General features: G+C 71.4%; 25 protein-coding genes. 10 read left to right on the top strand and 15 right to left on the bottom strand.

Annotation, left to right across the window (positions count from 1 at the left end; translation table 11 throughout):
* Window positions 1-7: 7 nt before the first annotated feature.
* Together ACIQ9G_RS25215 and ACIQ9G_RS25210 are read left to right on the top strand one after the other, a co-directional pair.
* Complete coding sequence (locus ACIQ9G_RS25215; protein ID WP_403613477.1) at window positions 8-511, top strand: hypothetical protein; 504 nt, start codon at window positions 8-10, stop codon at window positions 509-511.
* 135 nt (window positions 512-646) lie between these two features.
* Entirely contained in the window at window positions 647-1,345 is a 699-nt protein-coding gene (locus tag ACIQ9G_RS25210; protein WP_403613475.1) for an LPXTG cell wall anchor domain-containing protein, read from the top strand.
* Window positions 1,346-1,415: 70 nt separating this feature from the next.
* Here ACIQ9G_RS25210 and ppc read toward each other — a convergent pair whose 3' ends face one another.
* A complete protein-coding gene (ppc, locus tag ACIQ9G_RS25205) occupies window positions 1,416-4,145 on the bottom strand; it encodes a phosphoenolpyruvate carboxylase (protein WP_403613473.1) in 2,730 nt (909 codons plus the stop codon).
* A gap of 299 nt (window positions 4,146-4,444) precedes the next feature.
* On the opposite strand from ppc, the gene ACIQ9G_RS25200 reads away from it, so the two are divergent.
* The 4 genes from ACIQ9G_RS25200 (at window position 4,445) to ACIQ9G_RS25185 (ending at window position 6,747) form a co-directional block, all read left to right on the top strand.
* Window positions 4,445-5,452, top strand: a complete 1,008-nt coding sequence (locus ACIQ9G_RS25200) for an acyl-CoA desaturase (RefSeq protein ID WP_403613470.1) — start codon at window positions 4,445-4,447, stop codon at window positions 5,450-5,452.
* Window positions 5,449-6,123, top strand: a complete 675-nt coding sequence (locus tag ACIQ9G_RS25195) for a TetR family transcriptional regulator (protein ID WP_392193944.1) — start codon at window positions 5,449-5,451, stop codon at window positions 6,121-6,123. Before ACIQ9G_RS25200 ends, ACIQ9G_RS25195 begins: the two co-directional genes overlap by 4 nt.
* Window positions 6,124-6,184: 61 nt before the next feature.
* The gene (locus ACIQ9G_RS25190) at window positions 6,185-6,439 is read left to right on the top strand and encodes a type II toxin-antitoxin system Phd/YefM family antitoxin (protein WP_403613468.1); all 255 of its coding nucleotides are present in this window, start codon (window positions 6,185-6,187) and stop codon (window positions 6,437-6,439) included.
* Window positions 6,436-6,747 (top strand): type II toxin-antitoxin system RelE/ParE family toxin, encoded by a 312-nt coding sequence (locus tag ACIQ9G_RS25185; protein ID WP_403613465.1) that lies wholly within the window; start codon window positions 6,436-6,438, stop codon window positions 6,745-6,747. The genes ACIQ9G_RS25190 and ACIQ9G_RS25185 overlap by 4 nt, the downstream gene beginning before the upstream one ends.
* Here ACIQ9G_RS25185 and ACIQ9G_RS25180 read toward each other — a convergent pair.
* A complete protein-coding gene (locus tag ACIQ9G_RS25180) occupies window positions 6,693-7,055 on the bottom strand; it encodes a VOC family protein (RefSeq protein WP_403613462.1) in 363 nt (120 codons plus the stop codon). The genes ACIQ9G_RS25185 and ACIQ9G_RS25180 overlap by 55 nt on opposite strands.
* Window positions 7,056-7,058: 3 nt before the next feature.
* A complete protein-coding gene (locus ACIQ9G_RS25175; protein WP_403613460.1) occupies window positions 7,059-7,877 on the bottom strand; it encodes a trans-aconitate 2-methyltransferase in 819 nt (272 codons plus the stop codon).
* Between the two features lie 157 nt (window positions 7,878-8,034).
* On the opposite strand from ACIQ9G_RS25175, the gene tamR reads away from it, so the two are divergent.
* Window positions 8,035-8,532, top strand: a complete 498-nt coding sequence (gene tamR, locus ACIQ9G_RS25170; RefSeq protein ID WP_403613457.1) for a MarR family transcriptional regulator TamR — start codon at window positions 8,035-8,037, stop codon at window positions 8,530-8,532.
* On the opposite strand, the gene ACIQ9G_RS25165 is transcribed toward tamR, so the two are convergent.
* Window positions 8,491-9,258 (bottom strand): LuxR C-terminal-related transcriptional regulator, encoded by a 768-nt coding sequence (locus ACIQ9G_RS25165; RefSeq protein WP_403613454.1) that lies wholly within the window; start codon window positions 9,256-9,258, stop codon window positions 8,491-8,493. The genes tamR and ACIQ9G_RS25165 overlap by 42 nt on opposite strands.
* 271 nt (window positions 9,259-9,529) lie before the next feature.
* Here ACIQ9G_RS25165 and ACIQ9G_RS25160 point away from each other — a divergent pair, with 271 nt between their 5' ends.
* Window positions 9,530-9,973, top strand: coding sequence for a GNAT family N-acetyltransferase (locus ACIQ9G_RS25160; RefSeq protein WP_403613452.1), 444 nt, complete (start codon window positions 9,530-9,532; stop codon window positions 9,971-9,973).
* Between the two features lie 243 nt (window positions 9,974-10,216).
* Here the strand turns inward: ACIQ9G_RS25160 and ACIQ9G_RS25155 are convergent, their stop codons facing one another.
* The 7 genes from ACIQ9G_RS25155 to galT form a co-directional block, all read right to left on the bottom strand.
* Window positions 10,217-10,723: a hypothetical protein gene (locus ACIQ9G_RS25155; RefSeq protein WP_403613450.1), complete on the bottom strand. Its 507-nt coding sequence runs from the start codon at window positions 10,721-10,723 to the stop codon at window positions 10,217-10,219.
* A 143-nt stretch (window positions 10,724-10,866) separates the two neighbouring features.
* On the bottom strand, window positions 10,867-11,532 hold the full coding sequence (locus ACIQ9G_RS25150) for a hypothetical protein (protein WP_403613447.1): 666 nt from the start codon (window positions 11,530-11,532) through the stop codon (window positions 10,867-10,869).
* Entirely contained in the window at window positions 11,529-12,902 is a 1,374-nt protein-coding gene (locus ACIQ9G_RS25145) for a DivIVA domain-containing protein (protein WP_403613445.1), read from the bottom strand. Before ACIQ9G_RS25145 ends, ACIQ9G_RS25150 begins: the two co-directional genes overlap by 4 nt.
* A complete protein-coding gene (locus ACIQ9G_RS25140; protein WP_403613442.1) occupies window positions 12,899-13,216 on the bottom strand; it encodes a hypothetical protein in 318 nt (105 codons plus the stop codon). The genes ACIQ9G_RS25145 and ACIQ9G_RS25140 overlap by 4 nt, the downstream gene beginning before the upstream one ends.
* Window positions 13,217-13,377: 161 nt before the next feature.
* Window positions 13,378-14,541 carry a galactokinase gene (gene galK / locus ACIQ9G_RS25135; protein ID WP_403613439.1) on the bottom strand — a complete coding sequence of 388 codons (1,164 nt, stop codon included), beginning with the start codon at window positions 14,539-14,541 and terminating at the stop codon, window positions 13,378-13,380.
* Complete coding sequence (galE, locus tag ACIQ9G_RS25130; protein ID WP_403613437.1) at window positions 14,541-15,509, bottom strand: UDP-glucose 4-epimerase GalE; 969 nt, start codon at window positions 15,507-15,509, stop codon at window positions 14,541-14,543. The genes galK and galE overlap by 1 nt, the downstream gene beginning before the upstream one ends.
* Window positions 15,509-16,567, bottom strand: coding sequence for a galactose-1-phosphate uridylyltransferase (galT, locus tag ACIQ9G_RS25125; RefSeq protein WP_403613434.1), 1,059 nt, complete (start codon window positions 16,565-16,567; stop codon window positions 15,509-15,511). The genes galE and galT overlap by 1 nt, the downstream gene beginning before the upstream one ends.
* 256 nt (window positions 16,568-16,823) lie before the next feature.
* Here galT and ACIQ9G_RS25120 point away from each other — a divergent pair, with 256 nt between their 5' ends.
* Entirely contained in the window at window positions 16,824-18,515 is a 1,692-nt protein-coding gene (locus ACIQ9G_RS25120; RefSeq protein WP_403613432.1) for a sodium:solute symporter family protein, read from the top strand.
* Between the two features lie 20 nt (window positions 18,516-18,535).
* The gene (locus ACIQ9G_RS25115) at window positions 18,536-18,856 is read left to right on the top strand and encodes a hypothetical protein (RefSeq protein ID WP_403613430.1); all 321 of its coding nucleotides are present in this window, start codon (window positions 18,536-18,538) and stop codon (window positions 18,854-18,856) included.
* A gap of 169 nt (window positions 18,857-19,025) precedes the next feature.
* Here ACIQ9G_RS25115 and ACIQ9G_RS25110 read toward each other — a convergent pair whose 3' ends face one another.
* The 4 genes from ACIQ9G_RS25110 to ACIQ9G_RS25095 all read right to left on the bottom strand — a co-directional run bounded on the left by ACIQ9G_RS25110 (window position 19,026) and on the right by ACIQ9G_RS25095 (window position 26,209).
* Window positions 19,026-19,751 (bottom strand): LuxR C-terminal-related transcriptional regulator, encoded by a 726-nt coding sequence (locus ACIQ9G_RS25110; RefSeq protein WP_403613428.1) that lies wholly within the window; start codon window positions 19,749-19,751, stop codon window positions 19,026-19,028.
* A 275-nt stretch (window positions 19,752-20,026) separates the two neighbouring features.
* On the bottom strand, window positions 20,027-22,099 hold the full coding sequence (locus tag ACIQ9G_RS25105) for a PQQ-binding-like beta-propeller repeat protein (protein ID WP_403613426.1): 2,073 nt from the start codon (window positions 22,097-22,099) through the stop codon (window positions 20,027-20,029).
* A gap of 103 nt (window positions 22,100-22,202) precedes the next feature.
* Window positions 22,203-24,035 carry a PQQ-binding-like beta-propeller repeat protein gene (locus ACIQ9G_RS25100; protein ID WP_403613423.1) on the bottom strand — a complete coding sequence of 611 codons (1,833 nt, stop codon included), beginning with the start codon at window positions 24,033-24,035 and terminating at the stop codon, window positions 22,203-22,205.
* 350 nt (window positions 24,036-24,385) lie between these two features.
* Complete coding sequence (locus ACIQ9G_RS25095) at window positions 24,386-26,209, bottom strand: ABC-F family ATP-binding cassette domain-containing protein (protein WP_403613420.1); 1,824 nt, start codon at window positions 26,207-26,209, stop codon at window positions 24,386-24,388.
* Between the last annotated feature and the right edge of the window lie 130 nt (window positions 26,210-26,339).

Genomic DNA, 26,339 nt, shown 5'->3' with positions numbered 1-26,339 from the left:
ATGGCCAATGATCCCGGCCATGCCCGCCACCGTCACCCGCTCCCGTCAGGCCTCGGCCGCCGCGCTCCGGCTCGGTCGGGTCGCGGCGATGGGCACGGTCGCGGCGTTGATCCTGATCGCGGGTGTGTGGGCGTCGTGGGGGACCGCGCAGCATGTGATGCTGACCAAGGGGCGGGAGCACGGCACGGTCACGGTGGTGCGCTGCGGCGAGGGCGCGTGCAGTGGTCGGTACACGCCGGTGTCGCCGGGTTCGACGCCGCGGGGCCGGGTCGTGATCACGCAGACGGTGACGGTGCGCAGGGGCGGTACGTACGCGGTGATCGTGAAGCCGGGTACGGACGAGGTGGTGCGCTCGGGTCCGGCGGGGGTGCTGTATGCCTGGGTGCCGCTGGGCGGGGCGCTGCTGCTGGCGTCGGTCGTGGTGGGGGGCGGGCTGCGGCGGACGCGGGTGGCGTGGGCGCTGGCGGGGACGGGGCTGGCGTTGCTGACGGCGGCGTTCGTGGCGCTTTGACCGCGTGGGGGCGACCTCCACGTCTGTGCGGGTTCCAAGCGTTCCCGGTTCGTGATTGACCGGTGGTCAGTGGTGATTGGAAGCTGAACCGCCCCCTCCACACTTTCCTTTCGCTTCCCGAAGAGGGACTTCTCCATGCGTACCCTGATTCGCGCCGGCGCGCTGACCGCTGGCGTCTGTGCGGCGGTCGTGGCCGTTCCGGCCGCTCACGCCGCTCCCGCCTCGCCTCCCGGTGACAACGGCACCGTGAAGATCCACGACGCGGCGACCGGCGCCGAGGCGCGCCGCAACGAGCCGCACGTGTGCTCGTTCTACCTCGACGCGTTCGGCTTCGACGGTGGGCAGCGGGTGGCCTGGCACATCGAGGCGTGGGCTCCGACGGCCGCGGCCAAGGGCGTCGAGGTGAAGTCCGGGTCGATCGTGCTGGACGCCGCGGGCGCCGGGCGGACGCCGGACCTGTCGCTGCCGGACGGGCACTACAAGCTGTTCTGGAACTTCGACGGCGAGAACGGTGCCGCGAAGCAGAAGGTGTTCTGGACGGACTGCGCGGCGTCGGGCGGGCCGTCGGCGTCCGTTTCGGTGGGCGCGTCGGTGTCGGTCGGCGCGTCCGTGTCGGCGGGCGCTTCCGTGCCGGCCGGTTCCGCGGCCTCGCCGTCGGCGTCCGCCGGTGCGGGGGCGGCCGTGTCGTCGTCGCCGTCGCCCCAGGGCGGTGCGGGCGATCTTGCCGAGACCGGTGCCGGTGCCCCGGTGGGGGCGCTGTCGGCCGCGGCGGCCGCGCTGCTCGCGGCGGGCGGTTATCTGATGTTCCGGCGGCGTGCGGTCCGCCGGGGCTGACGGGCTCCCGTAGGGCGAGGGCCCCCGCTCCGTGCCGGAGCGGGGGCCCTCGCCCTACGGTGTCCGGGTGTCAGCCGGTGTTGCGCAGGCCGGCGGCGACGCCGTTGACGGTGAGCAGCAGGGCCCGGGACAGCAGCGGGTCGGCCTCCTCGCCGGCGGCGGCCGCGTCGCGCTGCCGCTTGAGCAGGGCGACCTGGAGGTAGGAGATCGGGTCGAGGTAGGCGTCCCGGATGGAGAAGGTCTGCCGGAGCGCCGGCGTGGCGTCGAGCAGTTCCTTCTCGCCGGTGATGCGCAGGACCTCGCGGACGGTGAGTTCGTGTTCGGCCCGGATGGTGTCGAAGACGTGCTTGAGGTCGTCCGGGACGAGGGTGTCGACGTAGTGCTGGGCGATGCGCAGGTCGGTCTTGGCGAGGGTCATCTCGACGTTGGAGATGAAGTTGCGGAAGAAGTGCCACTGCTCGTGCATCTCGTCGAGCACGGTGTCGAGGCCGGTCTCGCGCAGCGCCTTCAGGCCGGAGCCGACGCCGAACCAGCCGGGGACGATCTGCCGGGACTGGGTCCAGCCGAACACCCACGGGATGGCGCGCAGGCCGTCGAGCGAGACGCCGGAGCCGGGGCGGCGGGAGGGCCGGGAGCCCAGGTGGAGGTCGGCGAGCTGGTCCACCGGCGTGGACGCGAGGAAGTACGTCGGCAGGTCGGGGTCCTCGACGAGGCGGCGGTAGGCGGCGTGGGCGGCGTCGGAGACGACGTCCATGGCGGCGTCCCAGCGGGCGAGGGCCTCGTCGGACTGGCGGGGGGCGGTGTGCAGGGCGGAGGCCTGCAGCGTCGCCGCGACGGTCAGTTCCAGGTTCTCCCGGGCGAGGGAGGGGATGAGGTACTTGTCGGAGATGACCTCGCCCTGCTCGGTGACCTTGATCTCGCCTTCCAGGGTGCCCCAGGGCTGGGCGAGGATCGCGTCGTGGGTGGGGCCTCCGCCGCGGCCGACGGTGCCGCCGCGGCCGTGGAAGAGGCGCAGGCGGACTCCGTAGCGGTGGGCGACGTCGCGCAGGCGGCGCTGGGCTCGGTGGATCTCCCACTGGGAGGTGGTGATGCCGCCGAACTTGGAGGAGTCGGAGTAGCCGAGCATGACCTCCTGGACGTCCCCGCGCAGCGCGACCAGGCGCCGGTAGGACGGGTCGGAGAGCATGTCCTCGAGGATGGTGTCGGCGGCCTTGAGCTCCTCGGTGGTCTCCAGCAGCGGCACGATGCCGATCTTGGCCCAGCCGGCGTGCAGGTCGAGCAGTCCGGCCTCGCGGGCGAGGACGGCGGCGGCGAAGACGTCGTCGGCGCCCTGGCACATGGAGATGATGTACGACTCGATGACCTCGGGTCCGAAGACCTCCAGGGCCCGCTTGACCGTCTGGAAGACGCCGAGGGTCTTGGCGCCGGCCGCGTCGACGGGGGCGGGGCTGGGGGCGAGCGGCCTGCGGGAGCGCAGTTCCTTGGCGAGCAGCTTGGCGCGGTACTCGCGGGGCATGTCGGCGTAGCGCCAGGACTCCTCGCCGAGCCGGTCGAAGAGCTGGCCGAGGGCGTGGTGGTGGGCGTCGGCGTGTTCGCGGACGTCCATGGTGGCGAGCTGGAGGCCGAACGCGGCGAGGGTGCGGAGGGTGCGGTTGAGGCGGCCGTCGGCGAACAGCTCGCCGCGGTGGGCGCGCAGGGAGGTCTGGATGACGCGTAGGTCGTCGATGAGTTCGGTGGTGCCGAGGTAGTCGCGGCCGGGCTCGTGCGGGGTGCCCTTGGCCAGGCGCTGCTTGGTGTTCTCGAGCTTCTGCCGGACGCAGGTGGCCTTGAGCCGGTAGGGCTCCTCGGCGTTGAGGCGCTTGTAGCGGGGGCTGATCTCGGGCAGGCGTTCGAGGTCGGCGTCGAGGGAGGTCAGGAGCTCGTCGGTGGCGCCGGTGTAGCGGATCGACTGGGAGAGCAGGCCGCGCAGCTCGTCGATCATGTCGAGTGCGTCGTTGATGCCGTGCTCGTGCTGGAGGATCAGCACGTCCCAGGTGACCTGCGGGGTCACGTTGGGGTTGCCGTCGCGGTCGCCGCCGATCCAGGTGCCGAAGGTGAGGGGGCGGACGTGGTCGGGCAGCTTGACCCCGACTCGCTCCAGCTCGGCGGTGAGGTCCTCCAGGACGTCGCCGACGGCGCCGGCGTGGAGTTCGTCGAGGTAGTAGATCGCGTTGCGGGCCTCGTCGGCGGGCTCGGGGCGGACGACGCGCAGTTCGTCGGTCTGCCAGACGAGGTCGATGTTCTCCGCCAGCCGGACGTCGTGGCGGCGGCGGTCGGAGTCGATGACCGGGGTCTCCAGGAGCGCGGCGACGCGCCGGAGCTTGTTGAGGACCGACCGGCGCGCGGCCTCGGTGGGGTGGGCCGTGAACACGGGGCGGACGTTGAGGTGCTCGACCGTCTGGCGTACGTGTTCGGGGTCGGCGTCCTTGAGGCGGTCGACCGTGCGGGAGAGCAGGCCGCCCTCGGCGGCGCGCCGGGCGCGCAGCTCGCGGCCGCGGTGGACCTGCTCGGTGACGTTGGCCAGGTGGAAGTAGGTGGAGAAGGCGCGGACCAGCTTGGCCGCGGTCTCCAGTTCGGTGCCGCGCAGCAGCTCGGCGGCGGCCTCGCCGTCCTCACGGGTGAGGCGGCGGACCTTTTCGACCAGGTCGAGGAGCTCGGGGCCCTCCTGCCGGACGAGGGTCTCACCGAGGAGGTCACCCAGTCGGCGGATGTCGGCGCGCAGCTCGCTGCTGGTCGTCGTCTGGTCGTCGGCACTGCTCACAGGTGCGGCTCCTTGCAGTGTTGAAGCTCGTCCGGGAGGGGAACCCGGTGGCCACGCCCGCGCGGCGGGTGCCGCATGAGAGGGGGGCATCCGGGAAGAAATCAGAGCGGACCGCGCTGTCCGACCGATTCCAAGTCTAGGTGTCGACCGGGAGGCGCAGGCTCGCGGGCTCTTGCCGCGCGGCGTGGCACTGCCATACTTACGACGCCGTAGGTTACGGAACCGTAGGGAGGCGGCTGGTTCCGCGCCCCCTTCGACACCTGAGCCTGTCTCTACCCTCGATCCCACAGGGGACGCCCATGACCACAAGCTCCGATGTGATCGACGACGCCCCGAAGGCGACCGACACCGCGCTGCCGTCCGCGACCCTGGGCGGCGAGCAGAAGCGTTCGATCGAGCAGATCACGCTGCTGCTGTTCATCACCGTTCCGTTCCTCGCCCTGCTGGCGGCGGTGCCGCTGGCCTGGGGGTGGGGAGTGAGCTGGCTGGACCTCGGTTTGCTGGTCTTCTTCTACTTCCTGGGCTGCCACGGCATCACGATCGGTTTCCACCGGCACTTCACGCACGGTTCCTTCAAGGCGAAGCGGCCCCTGAAGATCGCGCTGGCGATCATGGGCTCGCTGGCCGTGGAGGGCCCCCTGGTCCGCTGGGTCGCGGACCACCGCAAGCACCACCGGTTCTCCGACCACGAGGGCGACCCGCACTCGCCGTGGCGGTACGGCGAGACGGTCCCGGCGCTGATGAAGGGCCTGTGGTGGGCACATCTCGGCTGGATGTTCGACGAGGAGCAGACGCCGCAGGAGAAGTACGCGCCGGACCTGATCAATGACCGGACGCTGCGCACGATCTCCCGCCAGTTCGTGCTGTGGACGGTGGTGTCGCTGGCGCTGCCGCCGCTGATCGGCGGTCTGGTGACGATGTCGTGGTGGGGTGCGTTCACCGCGTTCTTCTGGGGCTCGCTGGTGCGGGTCGCGCTGCTGCACCACGTGACGTGGTCGATCAACTCGATCTGCCACGCGGTCGGCAAGCGCCCGTTCAAGTCGCGGGACCGCTCGGGCAACGTGTGGTGGCTGGCGGTCCTGTCGTGCGGCGAGTCCTGGCACAACCTGCACCACGCCGACCCGACCTCCGCCCGGCACGGGGTGGAGCGGGGGCAGCTGGACTCCTCCGCCCGGATCATCCGCTGGTGCGAGCGGCTCGGGTGGGCGTACGACGTGCGCTGGCCGTCACGCTCGCGTATCGATTCCCGCCGGAAGGACCGGGAAGGCGGCTCCCGGCGCCGGAAGGAGACCGCCGAGGCGGCATGATGGTCGCCGTGGCGACCGACTCCAGTACCCCCAGCAATGACAAGCCGCGGCGCGCGCGTCGCACCCGGATGACCGGTGCCGAGCGCCGCCAGCAGCTGCTGGAGATCGGTCGCACCCTGTTCGCGGCGAAGGGCTTCGAGGGCACGTCGGTGGAGGAGATCGCGGCGAAGGCCGGGGTGTCGAAGCCGGTGGTGTACGAGCACTTCGGCGGCAAGGAGGGCCTGTACGCGGTGGTGGTGGACCGCGAGATGCGGCGCCTGCTGGACATGGTGACCGGCTCGCTGACCGCCGGCCACCCCCGCGAGCTGTGCGAGCAGGCGGCCTTCGCGCTGCTGGACTACATCGAGGAGTACACGGACGGCTTCCGCATCCTGGTCCGCGACTCCCCCATCCCCCAGTCGACGGGTTCCTTCGCCTCGCTGATCTCCGACATCGCGACCCAGGTGGAGGACATCCTGGGCCGCGAGTTCAAGAGCCGCGGCTTCGACCCGAAGCTGGCCCCGCTCTACGCCCAGGCCCTGGTCGGCATGGTCGCCCTGACCGGTCAGTGGTGGCTGGACGTCCGCCGCCCGAAGAAGGCGGAGGTCGCCGCCCACCTGGTGAACCTGGCCTGGCACGGCCTGGACGGCCTGGAGCAGAAGCCGCGTCTGATAGGCCACCGCAAGAACTGACGCCACTCCGCGGAGTGGAATCAATAGACCGCAAGATTAACCTTGTGGCACGATTCGGGCCATGACTGAGATTGCGATCAGCGCCGCCCGTTCCCAGCTCGGCGACCTCGTCCGCCGCGCCGCCCACAGCCGCGAGACGATCGCGCTCACCGATCACGGGCACGTGGCCGCGCTTCTCGTGTCTCCGCAGGTGATAGAGGATCTGGAAGACGCTCTGGCCGTCGCCCACTACCAGCGGCGCAAGGCGGAGGGAGCACTGGAACCGGGCATCCCGATGGCGGAGGCGCGCAGGCGACTGGGGCTCCAACAGCGGTGACCTACGAGATCTTCTTCGAGCCGCACGCCCTCGACGCGGCCGCACGATTCCTGGCGGAGGACCCGAGCGGCCTCGCCGTGGTCCTGCACACCATCGACAAACTGGCCGACGACCCTCGTCCGGCGGGGTCGACGCCGTACGGGTCGCCAGACCTCCGCCGCCTGCGCGTCGGCGACCACCGGGTTCTGTACGCCATCGAGCAGGACGTGATCCACATCCTGGTCACCCAGCTGGGCCGCACGCCCTCCTGGCGTCAGCCGGCCGGCTGGAGGAACTCCAGCCGGTTGCCCACCGGGTCCTCGGAGTAGAAACGGCGGTGGCCCGGCAGGCCGTCGTCCCAGGTGACCTTCGCGCCCCGGGCCTCCAGACGGGCCGCGTACGCCTCGATGCCCGTCACGCGCAGCCCCGGGTGGGCCTTCCGGGCGGGGCGGAAGTCCTGCTCGACGCCCAGGTGCAGCTGCACGGTCCCGGCCCGGAACCAGCACCCTCCGCGTGCCGCCAGGACCGGCGGCTTGGGGATCTCGGTCATGCCGAGGACGTCGGTGTAGTACGCCCTCAGCCGGTCCTCCGAGCCTGGCGGGGCGGCGAGCTGGACGTGGTCGACGGCGGCGATCATCGGTTAGCCCTCCTTCGTGGCCACCGCGAAGATGCGGCGGAAGGGGAACGGGGTGCCGTGCGGGCCGGTCGGGTAGGCCTCGCGCAGGGCCGAGCGGTATTCGGCGAGGAACTGCTCCCCGGCCTCCGGGTCGTCGGCGAGCGCGGTGAGGACCGGGCGCAGGCCGGTGCCCTTCACCCAGTCCAGGACCGGGTCCTCGCCCTGGAGCAGATGGACGTACGTCGTCTCCCACACGTCCGCCGCGCAGCCGAGACCGGTCAGCCTCTCCAGGTAGGTCCGCGGCGCGAGCACGGCGTCGTCGTGGCGCAGGGTGCCGGCCAGGCGGTCCCGCCAGCGGGCGGAGTGCGCGAGTTCGCGCATGAGCGTGTGGCTGGGGGCGGAGAAGTTGCCGGGCACCTGGAAGGCGAAGGTGCCGCCGGGGGTCAGGGCCGCGATCCAGTCGGCGAAGCGACCGGCGTGTCCGGGCACCCACTGGAGCGTGGCGTTGGAGACGATCAGGTCGCAGGGCTCGGCGGGGTTCCAGGTGCGGGCGTCGGCGGGCGCGAAGTCCAGGCGGCCGCCGCCCGGGGTGGGGCCCTCGTGGTCGACGTGGGCCCTGTCGAGCATCTCGGGCGCGTTGTCGTAGCCGGTGATGCGGGCGGTGGGCCAGCGGTCGGCGAGGAGCGCGGTGACGTTGCCGGGCCCGCAGCCGAGGTCGGCGATGCGGGGCGGGTCGCCGGGGAGGCCGGGGACGCGGGCGAGGAGGTCGGTGAAGGGACGGGCGCGGTGGCCGGCGTGACGCAGATACTGGGCGGGGTCCCAGGCGGTGGCGTGGGCGGGCATGGCGTCTCCTCGAGGTGCTGGGCGTCCGCGGCGCGCCCGGTGCGGTACGCCCGGTGCGCGCACCACGACGATCACCACTCTCCCCCGAATATATCTCGACGTCAAGAGAATCGACATCAAGAGACTTCACGTCGACACAACCACTACACTGATCGACATGGAGGACGAGGTCGATCGGCTGGTCGCGGCGTGGCGCCGGGAGCGCCCGGACCTCGACGTGGAACCGCTCGAGGTGCTCAGCCGGGTGAGCAGACTGGCCCGGCACCTGGACCGCGCGCGCCGGCTGGCCTTCTCCGAGCACAGCCTGGAGCCGTGGGAGTTCGACGTGCTGACGGCGCTCAGGCGCGCGGGATCGCCGTACCAGCTCTCGCCCGGACAGCTGCTGACCCAGACCCTGGTCACCTCGGGCACGATGACCAACCGTATCGACCGTCTGGCGAAGAAGAGCCTGGTGGAACGGCTGCCCGACCCCAGCGACCGGCGCGGGGTGCTGGTCCGCCTCACGGACGAGGGCCGCGACCGCGCGGACCAGGCGCTGGCCGGGCTGCTCGCCCAGGAGCGGGCGATCCTCGGTGAGCTGTCGACCGCACAGCGCGCCGAACTGGCGGCGCTGCTACGCCAGTTGACCGCCCCGTTCGACAACATCCCCGGCTAGGTCGGCCGGACCGACCCCGGCCCGGCGGGCGAGGGCGACGGCGGCGAGGGTGGAGTGCACGCCCAGCTTGCCCAGCACGTTCTGCATGTGGGTGCGCACGGTGTGCGGGGACAGATAGAGCCGCTCGGCGACGGCCTTGCGGCCGAGCCCGGCGACCATGCAGCGCAGCACCTCCCGCTCCCGCGGGGTGAGCGACTCCACCAGGCGCTCGCTGTCGGTGCGGTGCTTGCGCGCGGCGGTCAGTTCGCGCAGTACGCCGGTGAGCAGCGCCGGCGGCAGATGGGTCTCGTCGCGCAGCACGCCCCGGATGACCGTCAGCAGCCGGGACAGCGAGCAGTCCTTGGCCACCCAGCCCGAGGCGCCGGCCTGCAGGGCGAGCGCCGCCCGCCGGGGGTCGTCCTTCTCCGCGAGCACCACGGTCCGCACCGCGGGCTGGGCCCCGCGCACCCCGGCCACCAGGGAGATCCCGTCGACCAGACCGTCGGCGTTGCCCTCCTGCACCGGGACCGCGGGCCGTCCGCCGGGCACGTTGCCGCCGAGGTCGGCGTCGACGAGCAGCACGTCGAACCTGCGGCCCTCGGCGGCCGCCCGCTCCATGCAGCGCAGCGCCGCCGGGCCGGAGCCTGCCGCGGCGACGTCGACGTCGGGCTCGGCGGCCAGGGCGGCGGCGAGCGACTCGGCGAAGATGCGGTGGTCGTCGACGACCAGGACTCGGATGCGAACCACTGAAAACCCCCTTCCCCACGCTCCTCGCAGAGCAGGGGATCCCCAACGTCCGGAGAACGCCGACCGGCGCCGGCACGACGCCCGGGGCGGCCACGACCGCACGGCCGCCGCCATGCGGAACAGTTACCCCCACTTCGGGCGTCGTACCCGACTGTCTCGCCCCCTGATCGGCACCGGCCCCCACCGGTGCTGCTCCACAGAGTACGGACGGTGGCCAGGAGGGGAAGGCAATTCGCAGAACTGGCCGCCGAGCGCGTTTAGGGTGTGCCGCATGTTTCGTATTGAGGCAGAAGTCGACAAAGACCGGCGCGATCTTCTCCGCTCCCGCCTCCGGGACACGAACACGGCGGCGTCCCCGGTGCTCGCCGCGCTGCGCGGAACGGCCGGGGGACGCGAGGTGCCGCTGCACGTCTGGGCGTCGGACGACTCCGGCGCGCTCGCCGGCGGCCTCGTGGGCCACACCTGGGCGACCTGGCTGCACGTGACCTACCTCTGGGTCGACGCACGCCACCGCGGCGCGGGCCTCGGCTCCCACCTCCTGTCCCACGCGGAGCACCTCTCCCGCACCGAACGCGGCTGCACGGCGGCCCGCCTGGAGACCTGGGACTTCCAGGCCCCCGACTTCTACCGGCGCCACGGCTACGACGTGGTCTGCGTGATCCCGGACTATCCCCCGGGACTGACGGAGTACACCCTGACGAAGCGACTGGGGTGAGGGTCAGAGCCCTCGACGCCCGCGGCCGCCCCGTCTCACCTGGGGTTCGACGGCTGTGGAACACCGCACGCCGGCCCAGGACATGAAGCCGATTTAGGCGCCTTGCCGCCCCGGCCGGGCGCGGCGACGACGCCGAGGAAGCCGTAGCATGCGGCGCGTGCGTTCGCGTTCGCCTTCGTCTTCGCCACATCACGTCGATGGGCTGTGGTCGGTTCGGTCGGTGGCTACGGACCCCGCGCTGGGTCAGCCGGTGCCGCGCACCCCGGCGCGGCGGGCCAGGACCACGGCCTCCGGCGAGGGGTTCCGCTCGCTCTCCGCGAAGGAGTTGCCGGAGGAGAGCTGATAGAGCAGGAAAAGACGCCGAGGCCCCGGCACCGCGACGACACCGGCGAACCGCGGGTCGCCCGCGAACCACACCTCGGCCACCTGAGAGGTCTTCTCCGTCTCGTAGCCCCGCCCGAGGCGGCGCCGCCACCAGACGGACCGCGCGTGCCCGTGAAGGATCATCCGGACGACACCGCCGGGCTGGTCCGGGTCGGGAAACGCCAGCCAGACGTCTCCGGATTTCGCTCGAGGGATCTGCCCGATGCCGCTCTCCGGAGTCGTGTGCGCCCGCCACGGATACACCTTCAGGACGCGACGCGTCTGCAGGGCCGCAACGATGTACTGCCGCTGAAGCAGCGTGCGGTAGAGGGCGTACAGAGCCAGAGGCAGCAGGAACCACATCGACCAACGCCCCGTGAGAATCATGAGGACGAAGGCACCGACCGCCACCGCGGGCCAGAGAACCTGCCCCAGAACGGCGAAGCCGAGCAGCTTCCCGCAAGCACGACGCGTGCCGGGATCATCCCAACCCGGCTGGGGGCCTCTGGGGTGCTGTAGCGGTTCCAAGGTCACGCCTCCCCTTGCAGGTTCACGGGCAACGGGTTCTCGAAGGTGACCATGCGGGCTGTCTCCCGGAGCAGATCACAGTAATGGTCGGCGCGGTGTACGGCCGGTGCGGAAAGCGTCAGAACAGCCAGCTTCGTGGCCTCGGGGTAAGGAATGTGCACGGCGACCTGAAGCAGATCGCGCGGCAAGCCGGCAGCCGGCGCGTCCAGGGTGGTCACCACCAGCGACGCGGGGCCGCAGGACAGTTCGAGGACCTCAGCGTGCCGTGCATCGTGTGTCCCGGCGGCGATGCGCGCGACGGTCACTTGGCGCGGCGCCCAGGCGATCTCCTGCCAGCCGAGAGTGAACAATGACGGCAGCAAGGCTTCGTCTGCCCCGTCATCGCGATGCAGCCCCAGCGAGCAGTGCAGCACGCCGTTGTGTGCAAGGACCTGGAACAAGCGCCGGACAGGCAGAAGAAATTCGAGGGCCCGTTGGGAGTCCCCGAGAGCCTGAAGCATCGGCATGGCTTGGGGCCAGCGCGGGCCGATATCCATACCATCCGAAGCCTCCTCGGACTTGAGGAGTTCCTGGAAAGGCAGCGGAATGAAGCCCGCCGGCAGGGCGAACCAGATGTCCGCGTCCGGCGTCATGGCGGACGGATCGATGACGAACGTATCCGTGGTCATGAAGCGGCAGCCACTCCTTTGAAGAGGAAATGGAGAACGCCGGCGGCGGCAGGGGCATCGACCGCTCCGGTCCGCACCCCGTCCACCACGGACGTCACGGTCTTGGCGCCATCACTGTCCAGTGTGTCGTAGAGGCTGCCGGCCACCCCGTACACGGCCGTACCGGCCCCGAGCCACGTCGAGGCAGTCTCCACCCTCGGCAGGACGTCTTCAGTGCGCGCGCCGAAGACGTTGACTCGTTCGAGCAGACTCGGCGCTTCGTCGATTGCGGAGGCCTCTTCACGGATCGAAGAACCAACCGCAGCGGCTTTCTGCCCGAATGTGAGGGCTTCATCCGCTGACCGGGCAGCGGCGCTCAGCACTTCAGGCGTCTTCAGGAGCCCCTTGGTGACCGCGCCAAGCCCCGGCACGACGCCCAGCGCGTCCCCGACTACGGAGATGGCGTTGCCCCAGAAGTCCGAGTCGAGCTCACCCTTGGTGATTCCGTCACGCAAAGAGGCCCACGTCTCATCGTCCTGGAGCCGCAGGACGAGGGCAGACCCGCTCAGCACCCCAGCGGCCAGCATGAGGAGCGGAACTGCGAGCGGCCCTGTGGCGAACAGGGCGAAGACACCCAGGATCGCTGCGACGCCGCTGAGCAGGTCGGGCAAGTTCTCGTCCAGCCAGTCGGTGAACTTGTCCCACGCTCCCGGCTCCTGCGGGGCCAGTTTCTTCGTCGCGTCGCGGATCTTGGCTGCTCGGTGGCGGCCGCGGTCCTCGTGTTCCTCGGCCAGTTCCCTCGCCCGGGCGATGATCTTGTCGAGGTCGGACTGCGCCTCTTCGACCGCTGTGTTCGCGTGGGTCAGCGTCTTCTGGGCCGTGTCGTGGCCGGCGCCCTTCTTGTGCAGGTCGGGGCTGTTCTTCGCCTTGTGGGCGCGGCCCTTGGCCGCGTCGACCGTGGCCTGCGCCTCCTTCGCCTGTTCCTCCAGGCGCTTGGCGCGGCGCTGGAAGTCGTCGAGTTCGCTCTCCCAGCGGTCGAGTTGACGGGCCGCCTTGCGCAGCGAGTGGGCGGCGTTCTTCAGGTTGAGCGGGAGCGGCCCGCCGTCGAGTTGCTCCCGGAAGGCGACGGCCGCGTCGCCCTGCCAGTAGCTGCCGTCCATCAGCCTGGTGACCAGGCCGTGGGTCTCCTCCAGGACCTTCGCGCAGTTCGCGAGCTTCCTGCCCAGGTCGTGGACCGTGTCGGTGCTGCCCGGGACGGGGTTGAAGCCCAGGTGGGGATAGCCGGGGTTGGGGATGTGCGGGGCCGACTTCAGGCCCTGCGGAAGGTCACCGTTGCGGCGGGCGGCGGAGCCGGGGTAGGGCGACGGTTCGACGCCGGGAGTGACGGTCACTTCCTGCCCGCTCCCTTGCCGTGCCCGCCCTTGCGCAGCGCCTCCTCCAGCGCCTTGTCCACCTCGCGGTAGCTGTCCTTGCTCTGACCGATGATCTTGGCCAGGTCCTCCGTCTGCTCGCCGATCTGCTCCGTGCCGTACTTCCAGTCCTCCTGGAAGTCCTCGCACGCCGAGTCCAGATCGTCCGTTCCCAGACCGGTGACGGTCGCGTCGCCGAGTGCCTTGCGCACCCCCTTCAGCGAAGTGCCCGACGCCTTCAGCATTTTCATGAAGTGCGCGAGTTCGTCGCCGTCGACGACCAGGCGGTCCGCCATGCCCTTGCCCCTCTCCCCGTTCACCGGCCGGCGTCCGGAGCAAGTGATGGTATCGGTTCCGCTTGGGCGGCGGTCTGACGCCTTTCACCGGCCGCGTACGGGACGGCGTCGGCCCCGGGGCGTGGGCGGTCACGCTTCCGGGGCCGGTGGTACGTCGTGGGTCAGGTGAGGCGGCGGGCTCCCGCGGACGGCACTGCCTCGAAGACGCGCGGGGTGGTGAAGCCGGCCGTGGCGAAGGCCTCTTCGACCGCCTTGGTGATCGCCGGCACGTCGGTCTCCTCGGCCAGCACGATCGCCGAGCCGCCGAAGCCGCCGCCGGTCATGCGGGCGCCCAGGGCGCCGGAGGCGTTCGCGGTGTCGACGACCAGGTCCAGCTCCGGGCAGGAGATGCGGAAGTCGTCCCGCAGCGAGAGGTGGCCCTCGGTCAGGACGGGGCCGATGGCGCGGGTGTCACCCGACTCCAGCAGGGACACCACCCGCTCGACCCGCTCGTCCTCGGTGACGACGTGCCGCACCAGGCGGCGGACCTCCTCCTCGTCGCCCAGCCGGCCGAGCGCCGCGTCCAGTTCCGCGTACGGCACGTCGCGCAGGGCGTCCACGCCGAGCAGGGCCGCGCCCTTCTCGCAGCCCGCGCGCCGCTTGCCGTACTCGCCGTCGCTGTGGGCGTGCTTGACGCGGGTGTCGACGACCAGCAGGCGCATCCCCTCGGCGGCCAGGTCGAAGGGGATCTGCTTCTGCGCGAGGTCGCGGGTGTCGAGGAAGAGGGCGTGCCCCTCGGCGCAGCAGGCGGACGCCGTCTGGTCCATGATCCCGGTGGGGGCGCCGACGTAGACGTTCTCCGCGCGCTGGCACAGGCGGGCCAGCTGCCAGCCCCGCAGACCCAGCTCGAACAGGTCGTTCAGGGCGAGGGCGACGACGACCTCCAGGGCCGCCGACGAGGACAGCCCGGCACCGGCCGGCACGGTCGACGCCAGGTGCACGTCCGCGCCGGTCACCGCGTGGCCGGCCTCGCGCAGCGCCCACACCACGCCCGCCGGGTACGCCGTCCAGTCCCGGTCGGACTCGGGGGCCAGCTCGTCGACGCGCAGTTCGACGGGGGCCGCCGTCCCGCCGCCGATGTCCGCCGAGTGCAGCCGCAGCAGGCCGTCGGTGCGGCGGGAGACCGCGGCGACCGTGACGTGCGGCAGCGCGAACGGCATCACGAAGCCGTCGTTGTAGTCGGTGTGCTCGCCGATCAGGTTGACCCGGCCGGGCGCCGCCCAGACTCCCTCCGGTTCGGCTCCGTACAGCCCGACGAAGCCGTCCCGCACCTGCTGTGCCCCCACTACTGCTCCCTTGCGATCTTCTGCGCGAACTCCCAGGCGTCCGCGACGATACCCGCGAGGTCCGCGCGGGACGGGTTCCAGCCGAGCTTGTCGCGGGCGGCCCCCGCGGAGGCGACCAGCACCGCCGGGTCGCCGCCGCGGCGCGGGGCCACGACCTCGGGGACGGGGTGGCCGGTGACCCGGCGGACCGTCTCGATCACCTCGCGGACGGAGAAGCCGTTGCCGTTGCCGAGGTTGCAGATCAGGTGCTCGCCGGGGGTGGCGGCCTTCAGGGCCAGCAGGTGGGCCTCGGCGAGGTCCGCGACGTGGATGTAGTCGCGGACGCAGGTGCCGTCCGGGGTCGGGTAGTCGTCGCCGAAGACGGAGATCGCGTCGCGGCGGCCCTGGGCGACCTGGAGGACCAGGGGGATGAGGTGCGACTCGGGGTCGTGCCGCTCGCCCTGCGCGCCGTAGGCGCCGGCCACGTTGAAGTAGCGCAGCGAGACCGCGCCGAGGCCGTGCGCGGCGGCCTCGCCGGTGATCATGTGGTCGACGGCGAGCTTGGAGGCGCCGTAGGGGTTGGTCGGCCTCGTCGGCGCGGTCTCGACGATCGGGACCTGCTCCGGTTCGCCGTAGGTGGCCGCCGTGGAGGAGAAGACCAGCGTGCGCACGCCCGCCTCGCGCATCGCGCCGAGCAGCGCCATGGTGCCGCCGACGTTGTTGTCCCAGTACTTCTCCGGCTTGACGACCGACTCGCCGACCTGCGAGAACGCGGCGAAGTGCAGCACCGCGTCGTAGGAGGGGTCCAGCCACTTCGCGGCGTCGCGGATGTCGCCCTCGACGAAGGCGGCACCGGCCGGGACGCCCTCGCGGAAGCCGGTGGAGAGGTTGTCCAGGACGGTGACCTCGTGGCCGGCCTCCAGCAGATGCTGGGCCACCACGCTGCCGACGTAACCCGCGCCGCCCGTCACCAGGTACTTCCCGCTCATCAACTCGCTACCTCTCGCAGTCGCTCGGCCGCGCGCTCCGGCGGCACGTCGTTGATGAACACGTTCATGCCGGACTCGGAACCCGCGAGAAACTTCAGCTTGCCGGAAGTGCGGCGGATGGTGAAAAGCTCGAGGTGGAGCGCGAAGTCGTCGCGGCTCACCCCGCCGTACCCCTGCGGCGTGCCGAACGGTGCCTGGTGCCAGGCCGCGATGTACGGGGTCGGAGGCTCACCCTCGCCGAAAATACGGTCGAAGCGCCGCAACAGTTCCAGATAGACCTGGGGAAACTCTGTGCGCGCGGCCTCGTCCAGCCCCAGCAGGTCCGGCACCCGGCGGCGCGGGTAGAGGTGGACCTCGTAGGGCCAGTGCGCCGCGTACGGCACGAAGGCCACCCAGTGCTCACCCTCCAGGACGATCCGCTCCCCGGCGAGTTCCCGCTCCAGGACGACGTCGAACAGGTTCTCCCCGCCGGTGGCGTCCTTGTGGTCCGCCAGTGAGCGGAGCATCCGCGCGGTGCGCGGGGTGGTGAAGGGGTAGGCGTAGATCTGACCGTGGGGATGCTGCAGCGTCACACCGATCTCGGCCCCGCGGTTCTCGAAACAGAACACCTGCTCGACGGAGGGCAGATGCGACAGCTCCGACGTCCGGTCCGTCCACGCGTCCAGCACCAGTCGCGCCTGCTCCTCGGTCAGGTCGGCGAAGGAGGCGTCATGGTCGGACGTGAAGCAGACGACCTCGCAGCGGCCCGAGTCGCCGGCCAGCGAGGGGAAGCGGTTCTCGAAGACCACCACGTCGTACGACGAGTCCGGGATCTCGCTCAGCCGCTCGCCCCGCGACGGGCACAGGGGGCACTCGTCGGCCGGCGGGTGGTAGGTGCGGCCCTGGCGGTGCGAGGCCACCGCGACCGAGTCGCCGAGCAGCGGGTCCCGGCGGATCTCGGAGGTGGTGACGGTGGGGTCCAGCGGGCGCCGGTCGGGCGCGCCGCGCACCACGTCGTCGCGCAGGTCGTAGTAGACGAGCTCACGACCGTCGGCCAGCCGGGTCGAGGTCTTCTTCACGGCAACTCACCCTTCTTCGCACCCGGGGCCCCTGCGAGTCGGCCGGGGGTCCGGGGGTCGCCCCCGAAAGATGCGGCACAGGGGACTGCCTAGCACCGCACGCCATCACTCAACACAATCAAACATAACACGTCACAACCAACCAACCAGTCCGGACATCACAATCAAACAAAGACCACCAACAGAAGTGTTCATTCACTGAGCACAAAGGCGTAGGTTCCCCGCTGGATCAGTTCGCGCAACGAAGCGAGTTCTCATGCAAACCCCCACACATGCGCCCGCCTACCTGGCAGCGGAGCTACGGCTCCCCACCAACTGGCTCGACTACACGATCCTCGGGATCTACTTCGTCGTGGTCCTCGGCATCGGCTTCGCCGCCCGCCGCTCCGTACGGACCACCCTCGACTTCTTCCTCTCCGGGCGCTCGCTGCCCGCGTGGATCACCGGCCTGGCCTTCATCTCCGCCAACCTGGCCGCCACCGAGATCCTCGGCATGGCGGCCAACAGCGCCCAGTACGGCGTCTACACCGTGCACTGGTACTGGATCGGCGCCATCCCGGCCATGGTCTTCCTCGGCCTGGTGATGATGCCCTTCTACTACGGCTCCAAGGTGCGCTCGGTCCCCGAGTTCCTGCTCCTGCGCTTCGACAAGGGAGCCCACCTGCTCAGTTCGATCCTGTTCGCCTTCGCCGCGATCCTCATCGCCGGCGTGAACCTCTACGCCCTCGCGATCGTCGTCGAGGCGCTGCTGGGCTGGCCGCAGTGGGTGGCGATCGTGGTCGCCGGCTTCTTCGTGCTCGCCTACATCACCCTCGGCGGCCTGTCCTCCGCGATCTACAACGAGGTGCTGCAGTTCTTCGTGATCCTCGCGGCCCTCATCCCGCTCGTGGTGCTCAGCCTGAAGAAGGTCGGCGGCTGGGACGGCCTGACCCACACGCTCACGCAGCAGCACGGCGGCAACTTCGTCACCGCCTGGGGCGGCACCGGCATCGGCAGTGCCAACCCGCTCGGCGCCAACTGGCTGACCATCGTCCTCGGCCTCGGCTTCGTGCTGTCCTTCGGCTACTGGACGACCAACTTCGCCGAGGTGCAGCGCGCGCTGTCCGCGCGGAACCTCTCCGCCGCCCAGCGCACCCCGCTGATCGCCGCCTACCCGAAGATCTTCATCGTCTTCCTGGTGATGATCCCGGGCCTGGTCGCCGCCGCCCTCGTGCCGAAGATCGGCACCTCCGCCTCCGGCCTCCAGTACAACGACGCGATCCCCTACCTGATGCAGGAGCTGCTGCCCAACGGCGTCCTCGGCATCGCGGTGACCGGTCTGCTCGCGGCCTTCATGGCCGGCATGGCGGCCAACGTGTCGTCCTTCAACACCGTCTTCACCAACGACATCTGGGCCAAGTACGTGGTCAAGCACCGCGAGGACGGCTACTACGTCCGCTTCGGCCGGCTGATCACGGCGGTCGGTGTGCTCGCGTCGATCGGCACGGCGTTCCTGGCCGCGTCGTTCTCGAACATCATGGCCTACCTGCAGACGCTGTTCTCCTTCTTCAACGTGCCGATGTTCGCGGTCTTCATCGTCGGCATGTTCTGGAAGCGCGCGTCGATGAAGTCCGGCTTCTGGGGCCTGCTCGCCGGCACCACGGCGGCGATGGTGAACTACTTCGTCATCTACAAGCAGGGCATCATCGGCATCCCCACCGACCAGGGCGCCAACTTCGTCTCCGCGATCGCCGGCTTCGTCGCGGGCGCGGTGGTCATGGTCGCCGTGTCGCTGTTCACCCGGCCCAAGCCGGAGGAGGACCTCCAGGGGCTCGTCTACGGCACCAGCTCGCCCGGCGTGGCCGAACCCTCCGCCCCCGGGGACGAGGCCTGGTACCGCAAGCCCGCCCTGCTTGGCTGGGGCGCGGTCGCCCTCGCCGCCCTCTGCTACATCCCGTTCTCGTTCTGACGCGGGAGGATTGAGAGACCATGTCCGAGAACCACGGATACTCCGAGAAGGACGTCCAGCGGGAAGTCACCGACCTGGAGGGCAAGTCCGCGACCGCCGCGCGCATCTTCGACCTGCGGCGCATCATCGGCGGCCTGTTCGTCCTCTACGGCGTCATCGTCACGATCACCGGCCTCACCGACTCCCAGGCCGCCATCGACAAGGCGGAGGGCGTCAACATCAACCTGTGGACCGGGATCGGGATGCTGCTGCTCGGCATCTTCTTCCTGGTGTGGCTGAAGCTGCGGCCGGTGGTACCGCACCTGCCCGAGGAACCGGCCGAAGAGCAGCGGCCGGAGTGACACGGGCCGGCCGGCCCGGCCGTACGGCGGCCACGGCGCGGTGCGCGGGTGAAGGGTGGCCCGCCTCCCCACAGCGGGCCACCGGGAGCCTCGGGGCCGGAGTTCCCCTCCGGCCCCGCGCCCGTCCCCGCCGAAGTCCCCGGCCCCGCGCCCGTGCCCCCGTGAGTCCCTACTGGGGCCCCGCCGCTCCCGTCTCCGGCCGCGCGGGCGGGACGGGCGCCGTGTGCGGGAGCGGGCCCGCGCGCTCCAGCAGGCCGGTGCGGGCCGCCAGGGCCGCCGCCTCCAGCCGGGAGCCCACCCCGAGCTTCATCAGCACCCGCTGCACATGCGTGCGGGCCGTGCTCGGCGCGATGCCCATGCCCGCCGCGATCAGCCGCGTGTCCTCGCCGTCGGCCACCCTGACCAGCACCTCCACCTCCCGCGGGGTCAGCATCTGCAACAGCCGCTGTCCCTCGTCGTCGGGCTGGGCGGCGGGGTTGAGCAGCTCGCCGAAGGCACCCTGCAACAGCTGCGGGGCCACGGCCGCCTCCCCCGCCCGCGCCTTCATGATCGCCCGCTCCACGCCCTCTATGCGCTCGTCATGGCGTACGTATCCGGAGGCGCCCGCCGCGAAGGCCGCCGCGATCCCGCGCGGCGACGGGACCGGGCCCAGCACCACCACCGCGACCTGCGGCCGCTCCCGCTTGATCCGCGCCACCGGGTCGAACGTCCCCGGCTCGGCCGGTGTCGCCGTCCCCAGCAGGCACACCTCCGGCGCACGGCTGATCACCAGCTCCGCCGCGCCGGCGGCGGGTGCCGCCGCGGCCAGCACGCGGTGTCCCCGCAGTTTCAGCGCCGAGGCCAGTGCCTCGGCGAGCAGTCGGTGGTCGTCGACCACCATCAGCCGCACTCCCATCGAGCAACCCCCCAGTCCTCCCAACGGACGCCCCTCATGGATGCCCACCGGATCCCACGGGCAGCCCTACGCGCGGTGCGCCCCCCGGCACACCGCCCTATGCATCCCCCGGAAGCTACACGCTTGTTCGACGTCGCGCTGCCCCTACCGGCGAGAAGTGCCCCGGATCGACGGAATTCCCGGGATTCCCCGCATTCGAGGGTGATGCGCGGTACGCGCACGGCCCCGCCCCTGAGCAGGGGCGGGGCCGTGCGGGTCGCGGCCGTGCGGAGGGCTCAGCCGCCGGCGCCGAAGGCCAGCAGCAGGTACTCCTTGCCGAAGGACGAGCTCGACTTGTGCGCGAAGACCGCCGACATGTACAGGTGGCCCTGCGCGTAGAGGATCTCGGCGTACTCCGGGGACATCGAGGTCTCCGCGTCCCGCACCGCCTCCGTGGCCGGGTTCTCCAGCAGCTCGGTCTCCTTGAAGGAGCCGCCGTCGATGCTCACGATCTGGCCGCCCTTGTCGTAGGGCGGGCGCTTGTAGGCGATGACGTTGCCGCCGTCCATGCGCAGCGGGGTGATCGTGTAGCCGTCGCCCGCGTCGGCGCGCTGGCCGGTCTGCCGGCCGGTGGCGAGGTCGAAGGCGACGATCTCGTTGGTCTTGCTGTACTGGCCGGTGCCGTCGTGCTCCTCGGTCGGCACGTACAGCTTGTCCTCGCCGACCGCGAGGCCGGTGCAGTACTCGATCCTGGTGATGCCGTCGCAGCGGGCCGCGTACTTGTCGCCCGGCGCGGAGATGTGGGCGCGCAGCTTGCCGGTCTTGTCGTCGATGGAGAAGAAGTCGGAGATGCCGCTGCCGTCGCCCGCGCTGTCGCCGACGTCGGCCGCCACCACCAGCGGGTCGGTGGACACCACGGCCGCGTACTCGATGCCCTGGGACATCTTGTACTCCGAGATCACCTTCCCGGTCTTCGGGTCGATGGTCTGCACGCGCAGCTCGCGCTGGCCGTACTGGCCGCACTTGCGCAGCGCGACCAGCTTGGGGCCGCCGCCGTAGCCCGCGTCGTAGCAGGTGTCGGTCGGCTTCGGGGACCACAGCGCCTTGCCGGTGGCGATGTCGAAGGCGGCGCCGCCGCTGGTGCTGCCCACGGCGACCGTGCCCGCGCTGACGGTGACGTTGTCCAGGGAGACCAGCCGGTCACCGGCCTTGACGGTGTTCGTCCACAGCTTGCGGCCGGCGTCCAGGTCGATCGCCGCGACCTGGCTGCAGCCCTGCGAGGGCTTGGCCTTGGTGGGCATGGCCGGCTGGTAGAGGATCGCCGTCCGGTTGTCCGCCGTGGTGTGCTCGGTGGCCTGGCACACCGGGCCGGGCAGCTTGATCGTCCACAGCTTGGTGCCCTTGTCGGGGTCGTAGCCGACGATCTCGGCGACCCCGCTCTTGGCGTACACCTTGTCGGTGAGCCAGGAGCCGGTGGTGACGAACGTGTCCTTCACGTCGGGCATCGGCACCTGGTAGAGCACCTTGGCGGCGGGGTCGGAGGGGACCTTCTCCTTGCCGCCGGAGGAGGTGCCGCCGGGGCCGCCCTGGTCGCCGTCGCCGCTCTTGCCGCCGGTGCCGCCGCTGGAGCTCGCGGTGTCGTCCTTGCCGCTGCCGCCGGAGGAGTTGGCGTACCAGACGCCGCCGCCGACGATCAGCGCGATGGCGACGACGGCCGCGACGATGATCGCCAGCTGCGCGTTGACCTTCCGTCCGCCGGCCGGCTGCCCGGCCTGCGGGTGCATCGGCATGGTGGGCTGGCCCGGGTAGCCGTAACCGGACTGCTGGGCGCCGTAGGGACCCGGCTGCGGGCCGCCGTAGGGACCGGGCTGCGGGGTGCCGTAGGGGCCCGGCTGCTGGGCGTACGGCCCCTGCGGCCGGCCGGGGTAGCCGTAGCCCGGGGGCGTCTGCGGGGCCTGGGGCGCCTGCGGGTAGCCGTAGCCGGGCGGGGTCTGGGGCGGCTGCGGGACCTGCGGATAGCCGTACCCGGGCTGGGGCTGCGGCGGTCCGGCCGGCGGGGGCGTCTGCGGGGCGCCCTGGGACGGCTGGGGGGCCTGGGGCGGCTGGGAGCCCTGCGGGGCCTGCGGGGCCTGCGGGGCCTGCGGGGCCTGCGGGTAGCCGTAGCCGGGCGCCGGGGTCGGGCCCTTGGTCAGGTTCGGACCGCCGGCGGGCGGCGGAGCCTGCGGCGGCTGCTGGGGCTGGGCGGCAGGGGGCTGCGGGCCCTGCGCGGGCGGCTGCGCCGCACCGTCCTGCTGCGGCGGCTGGTCCTCGGGCGGGCCGAAGCCGCCCTGCCGCGGGGGCTGGTTGGGCGGCGGCGGAGGCTGGGTCATGACGGGTGCACCTCGGGAATGCGGGGGACGACGGGGACTGCGGAGAAGCCGGGTGATCGAAACGGCGCGGGAGCGCCGGCCGCCCGGGAGCGGCCGACCGGCCTCACTTGCCGAAGGCGAGCATCAACTTCTCCTTCGTGTCGTCGTTGCCGTTCAGCCGGGTGGTGGAGATGTAGAAGCGCCCGTCGACCCAGTCGACGTCCTTGGAGTAGAAGCCGTCCTCGATCTGCGCGGTGCCCTGCGGGTTCTGCAGCAGCTTCGTGGTGGTGTGGCTCGATCCGGCGGTCGGCACGGAGACGATCTGGCCGCCCGCGTCGTAGGACGGCTCGACGTAGGCGACGAGCTTCCCGTCCTCCACCTTGACCGGGACCATCTTGGTGTCCGCGGGGGACTTGACCCGCCACTTCTCCTTGCCGGTGGCGAGGCTGAGCGCGACGATCTCGTTGGCGCCGCTGGTGGCCTCGGTGGGCAGGTAGAGCGTGCTCGCGTCGACGGCGACCGCCCGGCAGCCCTGGAGGTCGCGGTCGAGGATGGCGAAGCCGCACTGGGCGTCGAAGGAGGCCTTGGTGTCGACCTGGGAGCGGATGGAACCGTCGCTGTTCAGCGTCGAGATGTTCCAGTGCTTCTTGTCCTTGTCGGTGGAGTAGATGACCACCGGGTCGACGGAGTAGGCGCGCTCGACCGTCCAGCCCTTCGGGATCTTCTTGGTCCACCGCGCCTTGCCGGTGGCCGGATCGAGCTCCTGCACCTCGTCGTGCGCGTTCGAGCCGCCGACGCCGCAGGAGGAGACGGCGATCAGCCGCGCGCCGCCCGCGAACCCGGCCGGGTAGCAGGCCTCGCCGTAGTGCTTCTTGTCGAACAGCTTCCTGCCGGTCCCGACGTCGTACGCCACACCGGACTGGGAGCGGCCCACCATCAGGGTCTTGCCGGTCAGGGACAGCTCGACGGTGATCGTGCTGTCGAACAGCTGGCCGTCGGCGACCTGGGTGGTCCAGCCCTTCTTGCCGGTGTCCAGGTCGATCTCCTGGAGCTGGTTGCACTTGGCGCGGTCGCTGCTGCCGCTCATGTACGCCACGACGACCTTGCCGTCGGCCGATTTCTCGGGCGTCACCGCACAGATCTTCTGCGGGAAGGTGAGGGGCGCCCAGGTGGGGTTGCCGTCACCGACGTTGTAGGCGACGACCTGCTTGTAGGCCGCCTTCACCGCGGTCCTGCCGGTGATCCACATGCCGGGGGCGTCGGCGCCGGAACCGGGGGCGTCGGGCGCCTCCTTGTACCAGAGCACCTTCGCCTCGCCGGGCTTGCGGCCCGCGTTGAGGTTCTCCGGGTCCTTGCCGCCGTCGCCGCTGCCGTCGCCGGGGTCGGCCGGGCCGTCGGAGGCGGTGTCCTTGCCGTCGCCGCTCGGTCCTGCGACCGGCTTCTTGCCACCGCCGCCGTCACCGGCGTTGACGGCCCACACGGTGCCGCCGACGACGAGCAGCGCCGCCACCGCGGCGCCGACGACCAGCGCGGGCCGGCCCTTGAAGGGGTTGCGGGAGCCGCCGGGCGGCGGGGTGCCGGGCGCGCCCGGGAACTGCTGCTGCGGGTAGCCGTATCCGGGCTGCTGTCCGTACGGGCCGGGCTGCTGCGGATAGCCGTACGGCCCCGGCTGCTGCGGCTGCCCGTACGGGCCGGGCGCGGTGGGCGCGCCGTACGGTCCCGGCTGGGCCGGGGGGCCGGGCTGCTGCGGGTAGCCGTAGCCGGGCTGCGGGGCCTGGGGCGGCTGGGCGGGGGGCGGGGGCGTGCCCTGGCGCGGGTCCTGGGGAGCGCCGAAACCGCCCTGCGCGGGCGGCGGTTGCGGGGCCCCGAAGCCGCCGCCCGGCGGTGGCTGCTGCGGAGGCTGATCCTGCGGTGCTCCGAAGCCACCCTGCGGCGGCTGATTGGGCGGCTGAGCCATCAGCGCGTTCCCCCTAGTTCACTGATTTTCGGCCACGCTCTGAGGTTCGTGACGGACCCGAAGTGATACTCAGATTGTTCTCAGACGGCCCTTTCTATCACTCACCGCCGACGGCGGACCGGCTCGGATCAGCCCCTGTTCCCAAGGGAGAACCGGCCCGTGATGCCCTCGTTACGCGCCTTCACGCGCCCTTCACGCGGCGCACGCGACGCCGCCCCACGCCCGGGTTTTTTCGGCCGTGGGGCGGGGGCGGACGTGGGACGGGCCCGGATGCGGGCCGGAGCGGATGTGTGGCGGACGTGGGCGGGATGTGCCGGTGAGGCCGGCGGGATGCGCGGGTGGGCCGAGTCCTAGGCGTCCTCGGCCAGTTCCAGCCAGCGCAGTTCCAGCTCCTCGCGCTCGCCCGCCAAGTCGCGCAGTTCGGCGTCGAGTCGGGCGACCTTCTCGAAGTCGGTTGCGTTCTCGGCGATCTGGGTGTGCAGCGTGGACTCCTTGTCGGAGATGCGGTCCAACTGCCGCTCGATCTTCTGGAGTTCCTTCTTCGCGGCACGCTGTTCGGCGGCGCTCTTCTCGGGCGCGGCCGACCCGGGCCGCGCCGCCGCAGGCGCGGCGGTCGCGGCGGCTGCCGCGGCCTGCTGTTCCATCCGCTGCCGCCGCTCCAGGTACTCGTCGATGCCGCGCGGCAGCATCCGCAGCGCGCCGTCGCCGAGGAGCGCGTACACGGTGTCGGTGGTGCGCTCGACGAAGAACCGGTCGTGGGAGATGACGATCATCGAGCCGGGCCAGCCGTCGAGGACGTCCTCGAGCTGGGTGAGGGTCTCGATGTCGAGGTCGTTGGTGGGCTCGTCGAGGAAGAGGACGTTCGGCTCGTCCATGAGCAGCCGCAGCAGCTGGAGCCGCCGCCGCTCACCGCCGGACAGGTCGCCCACCGGCGTCCACTGCTTCTCCTTGTTGAATCCGAAGGTCTCGCACAGCTGTCCGGCGGTCATCTCCCGGCCCTTGCCGAGGTCGACGCGCTCGCGCACCTGCTGCACGGCCTGCAGGACCCGCCACTCGGGGTCGAGTTCCGCGACCTCCTGGGACAGGTACGCCAGCTTCACGGTCCGGCCGACGGCGATCCGGCCGCCCGCCGGCTGCTCCTCGCCCTCGGTGCGGGCCGCCTGGGCCATCGCCCGCAGCAGCGACGTCTTCCCGGCGCCGTTGACGCCGACCAGGCCGATCCGGTCACCCGGGCCGAGCTGCCAGGTCACGTGCTTGAGCAGCACCTTCGGCCCGGCCTGCACGGACACGTCCTCCAGGTCGAAGACGGTCTTGCCGAGCCGGGAGGAGGCGAACTTCATCAGCTCGGAGGAGTCCCGCGGCGGCGGCACGTCCTTGATCAGCTCGTTGGCCGCCTCGACGCGGAAGCGCGGCTTGGACGTACGGGCGGGGGCGCCGCGGCGCAGCCACGCCAGCTCCTTGCGGACGAGGTTCTGCCGCTTGACCTCCTCGCTCGCGGCGATCCGCTCCCGCTCGGCGCGGGCGAAGACGTAGTCGGTGTAGCCGCCCTCGTACTCGTGGACGACCCCGCGCTGCACGTCCCACATGCGGGTGCAGACCTGGTCGAGGAACCAGCGGTCGTGGGTGACGCACACCAGCGCCGAGCGCCGGACGCGCAGGTGCTGGGCGAGCCAGGCGATGCCCTCGACGTCGAGGTGGTTGGTGGGCTCGTCCAGGACGATCAGGTCCTGCTCGTCGATGAGCAGCTTGGCGAGCGCGATCCGCCGCCGCTCGCCGCCGGACAGCGGCCCGATGACGGTGTCCAGGCCCTTGGGGAAGCCGGGCAGGTCCAGCCCGCCGAACAGCCCGGTCAGCACGTCGCGGATCCGGGCGTTGCCCGCCCACTCGTGGTCGGCGAGGTCGCCGATGACCTCGTGCCGCACGGTCGCCGTGGGGTCGAGGGAGTCGTGCTGGGTGAGCACGCCCAGCCGCAGCCCGCCGGAGTGCGTGACGCGCCCGGTGTCGGACTCCTCCAGCTTGGCCAGCATCCGGATGAGGGTGGTCTTGCCGTCGCCGTTGCGCCCGACGACCCCGATCCGGTCCCCTTCGGACACGCCGAGCGAGACACCGTCGAGCAGGGCACGCGTGCCGTACACCTTGCTGACGTTCTCGACATTGACCAGATTGACGGCCATTTCACTCCTGCCCGGGGGACGCGATCGACCCTCCAGGGTAGTCGGAGACAGACGTACACCGATCGGGTGACGTCCGACGACGGACCCCACTCGCCCTCCGGGCTCCTCACCTCTTCACCGCCGTCCCCGC

Origin of the sequence: Streptomyces sp. NPDC096152, from assembly GCF_044763235.1 — a bacterium.
In the GTDB taxonomy this organism is placed as follows: domain Bacteria; phylum Actinomycetota; class Actinomycetes; order Streptomycetales; family Streptomycetaceae; genus Streptomyces.
This window is presented reverse-complemented; position numbering and strand designations above follow the sequence as displayed.

Coding starts and splice junctions, on each gene's coding strand:
- ACIQ9G_RS25215 (WP_403613477.1), top strand. CDS start 8: ATGATCCCGGCCATGCCCGCCACCGTCACCCGCTCCCGTCAGGCCTCG.
- ACIQ9G_RS25210 (WP_403613475.1), top strand. CDS start 647: ATGCGTACCCTGATTCGCGCCGGCGCGCTGACCGCTGGCGTCTGTGCG.
- ACIQ9G_RS25200 (WP_403613470.1), top strand. CDS start 4,445: ATGACCACAAGCTCCGATGTGATCGACGACGCCCCGAAGGCGACCGAC.
- ACIQ9G_RS25195 (WP_392193944.1), top strand. CDS start 5,449: ATGATGGTCGCCGTGGCGACCGACTCCAGTACCCCCAGCAATGACAAG.
- ACIQ9G_RS25190 (WP_403613468.1), top strand. CDS start 6,185: ATGACTGAGATTGCGATCAGCGCCGCCCGTTCCCAGCTCGGCGACCTC.
- ACIQ9G_RS25180 (WP_403613462.1), bottom strand. CDS start 7,055: ATGATCGCCGCCGTCGACCACGTCCAGCTCGCCGCCCCGCCAGGCTCG.
- ACIQ9G_RS25175 (WP_403613460.1), bottom strand. CDS start 7,877: ATGCCCGCCCACGCCACCGCCTGGGACCCCGCCCAGTATCTGCGTCAC.
- tamR (WP_403613457.1), top strand. CDS start 8,035: ATGGAGGACGAGGTCGATCGGCTGGTCGCGGCGTGGCGCCGGGAGCGC.
- ACIQ9G_RS25160 (WP_403613452.1), top strand. CDS start 9,530: ATGTTTCGTATTGAGGCAGAAGTCGACAAAGACCGGCGCGATCTTCTC.
- ACIQ9G_RS25155 (WP_403613450.1), bottom strand. CDS start 10,723: ATGATTCTCACGGGGCGTTGGTCGATGTGGTTCCTGCTGCCTCTGGCT.
- ACIQ9G_RS25150 (WP_403613447.1), bottom strand. CDS start 11,532: ATGACCACGGATACGTTCGTCATCGATCCGTCCGCCATGACGCCGGAC.
- ACIQ9G_RS25140 (WP_403613442.1), bottom strand. CDS start 13,216: ATGGCGGACCGCCTGGTCGTCGACGGCGACGAACTCGCGCACTTCATG.
- galE (WP_403613437.1), bottom strand. CDS start 15,509: ATGAGCGGGAAGTACCTGGTGACGGGCGGCGCGGGTTACGTCGGCAGC.
- ACIQ9G_RS25120 (WP_403613432.1), top strand. CDS start 16,824: ATGCAAACCCCCACACATGCGCCCGCCTACCTGGCAGCGGAGCTACGG.
- ACIQ9G_RS25115 (WP_403613430.1), top strand. CDS start 18,536: ATGTCCGAGAACCACGGATACTCCGAGAAGGACGTCCAGCGGGAAGTC.
- ACIQ9G_RS25110 (WP_403613428.1), bottom strand. CDS start 19,751: ATGGGAGTGCGGCTGATGGTGGTCGACGACCACCGACTGCTCGCCGAG.
- ACIQ9G_RS25105 (WP_403613426.1), bottom strand. CDS start 22,099: ATGACCCAGCCTCCGCCGCCGCCCAACCAGCCCCCGCGGCAGGGCGGC.
- ACIQ9G_RS25100 (WP_403613423.1), bottom strand. CDS start 24,035: ATGGCTCAGCCGCCCAATCAGCCGCCGCAGGGTGGCTTCGGAGCACCG.
- ACIQ9G_RS25095 (WP_403613420.1), bottom strand. CDS start 26,209: ATGGCCGTCAATCTGGTCAATGTCGAGAACGTCAGCAAGGTGTACGGC.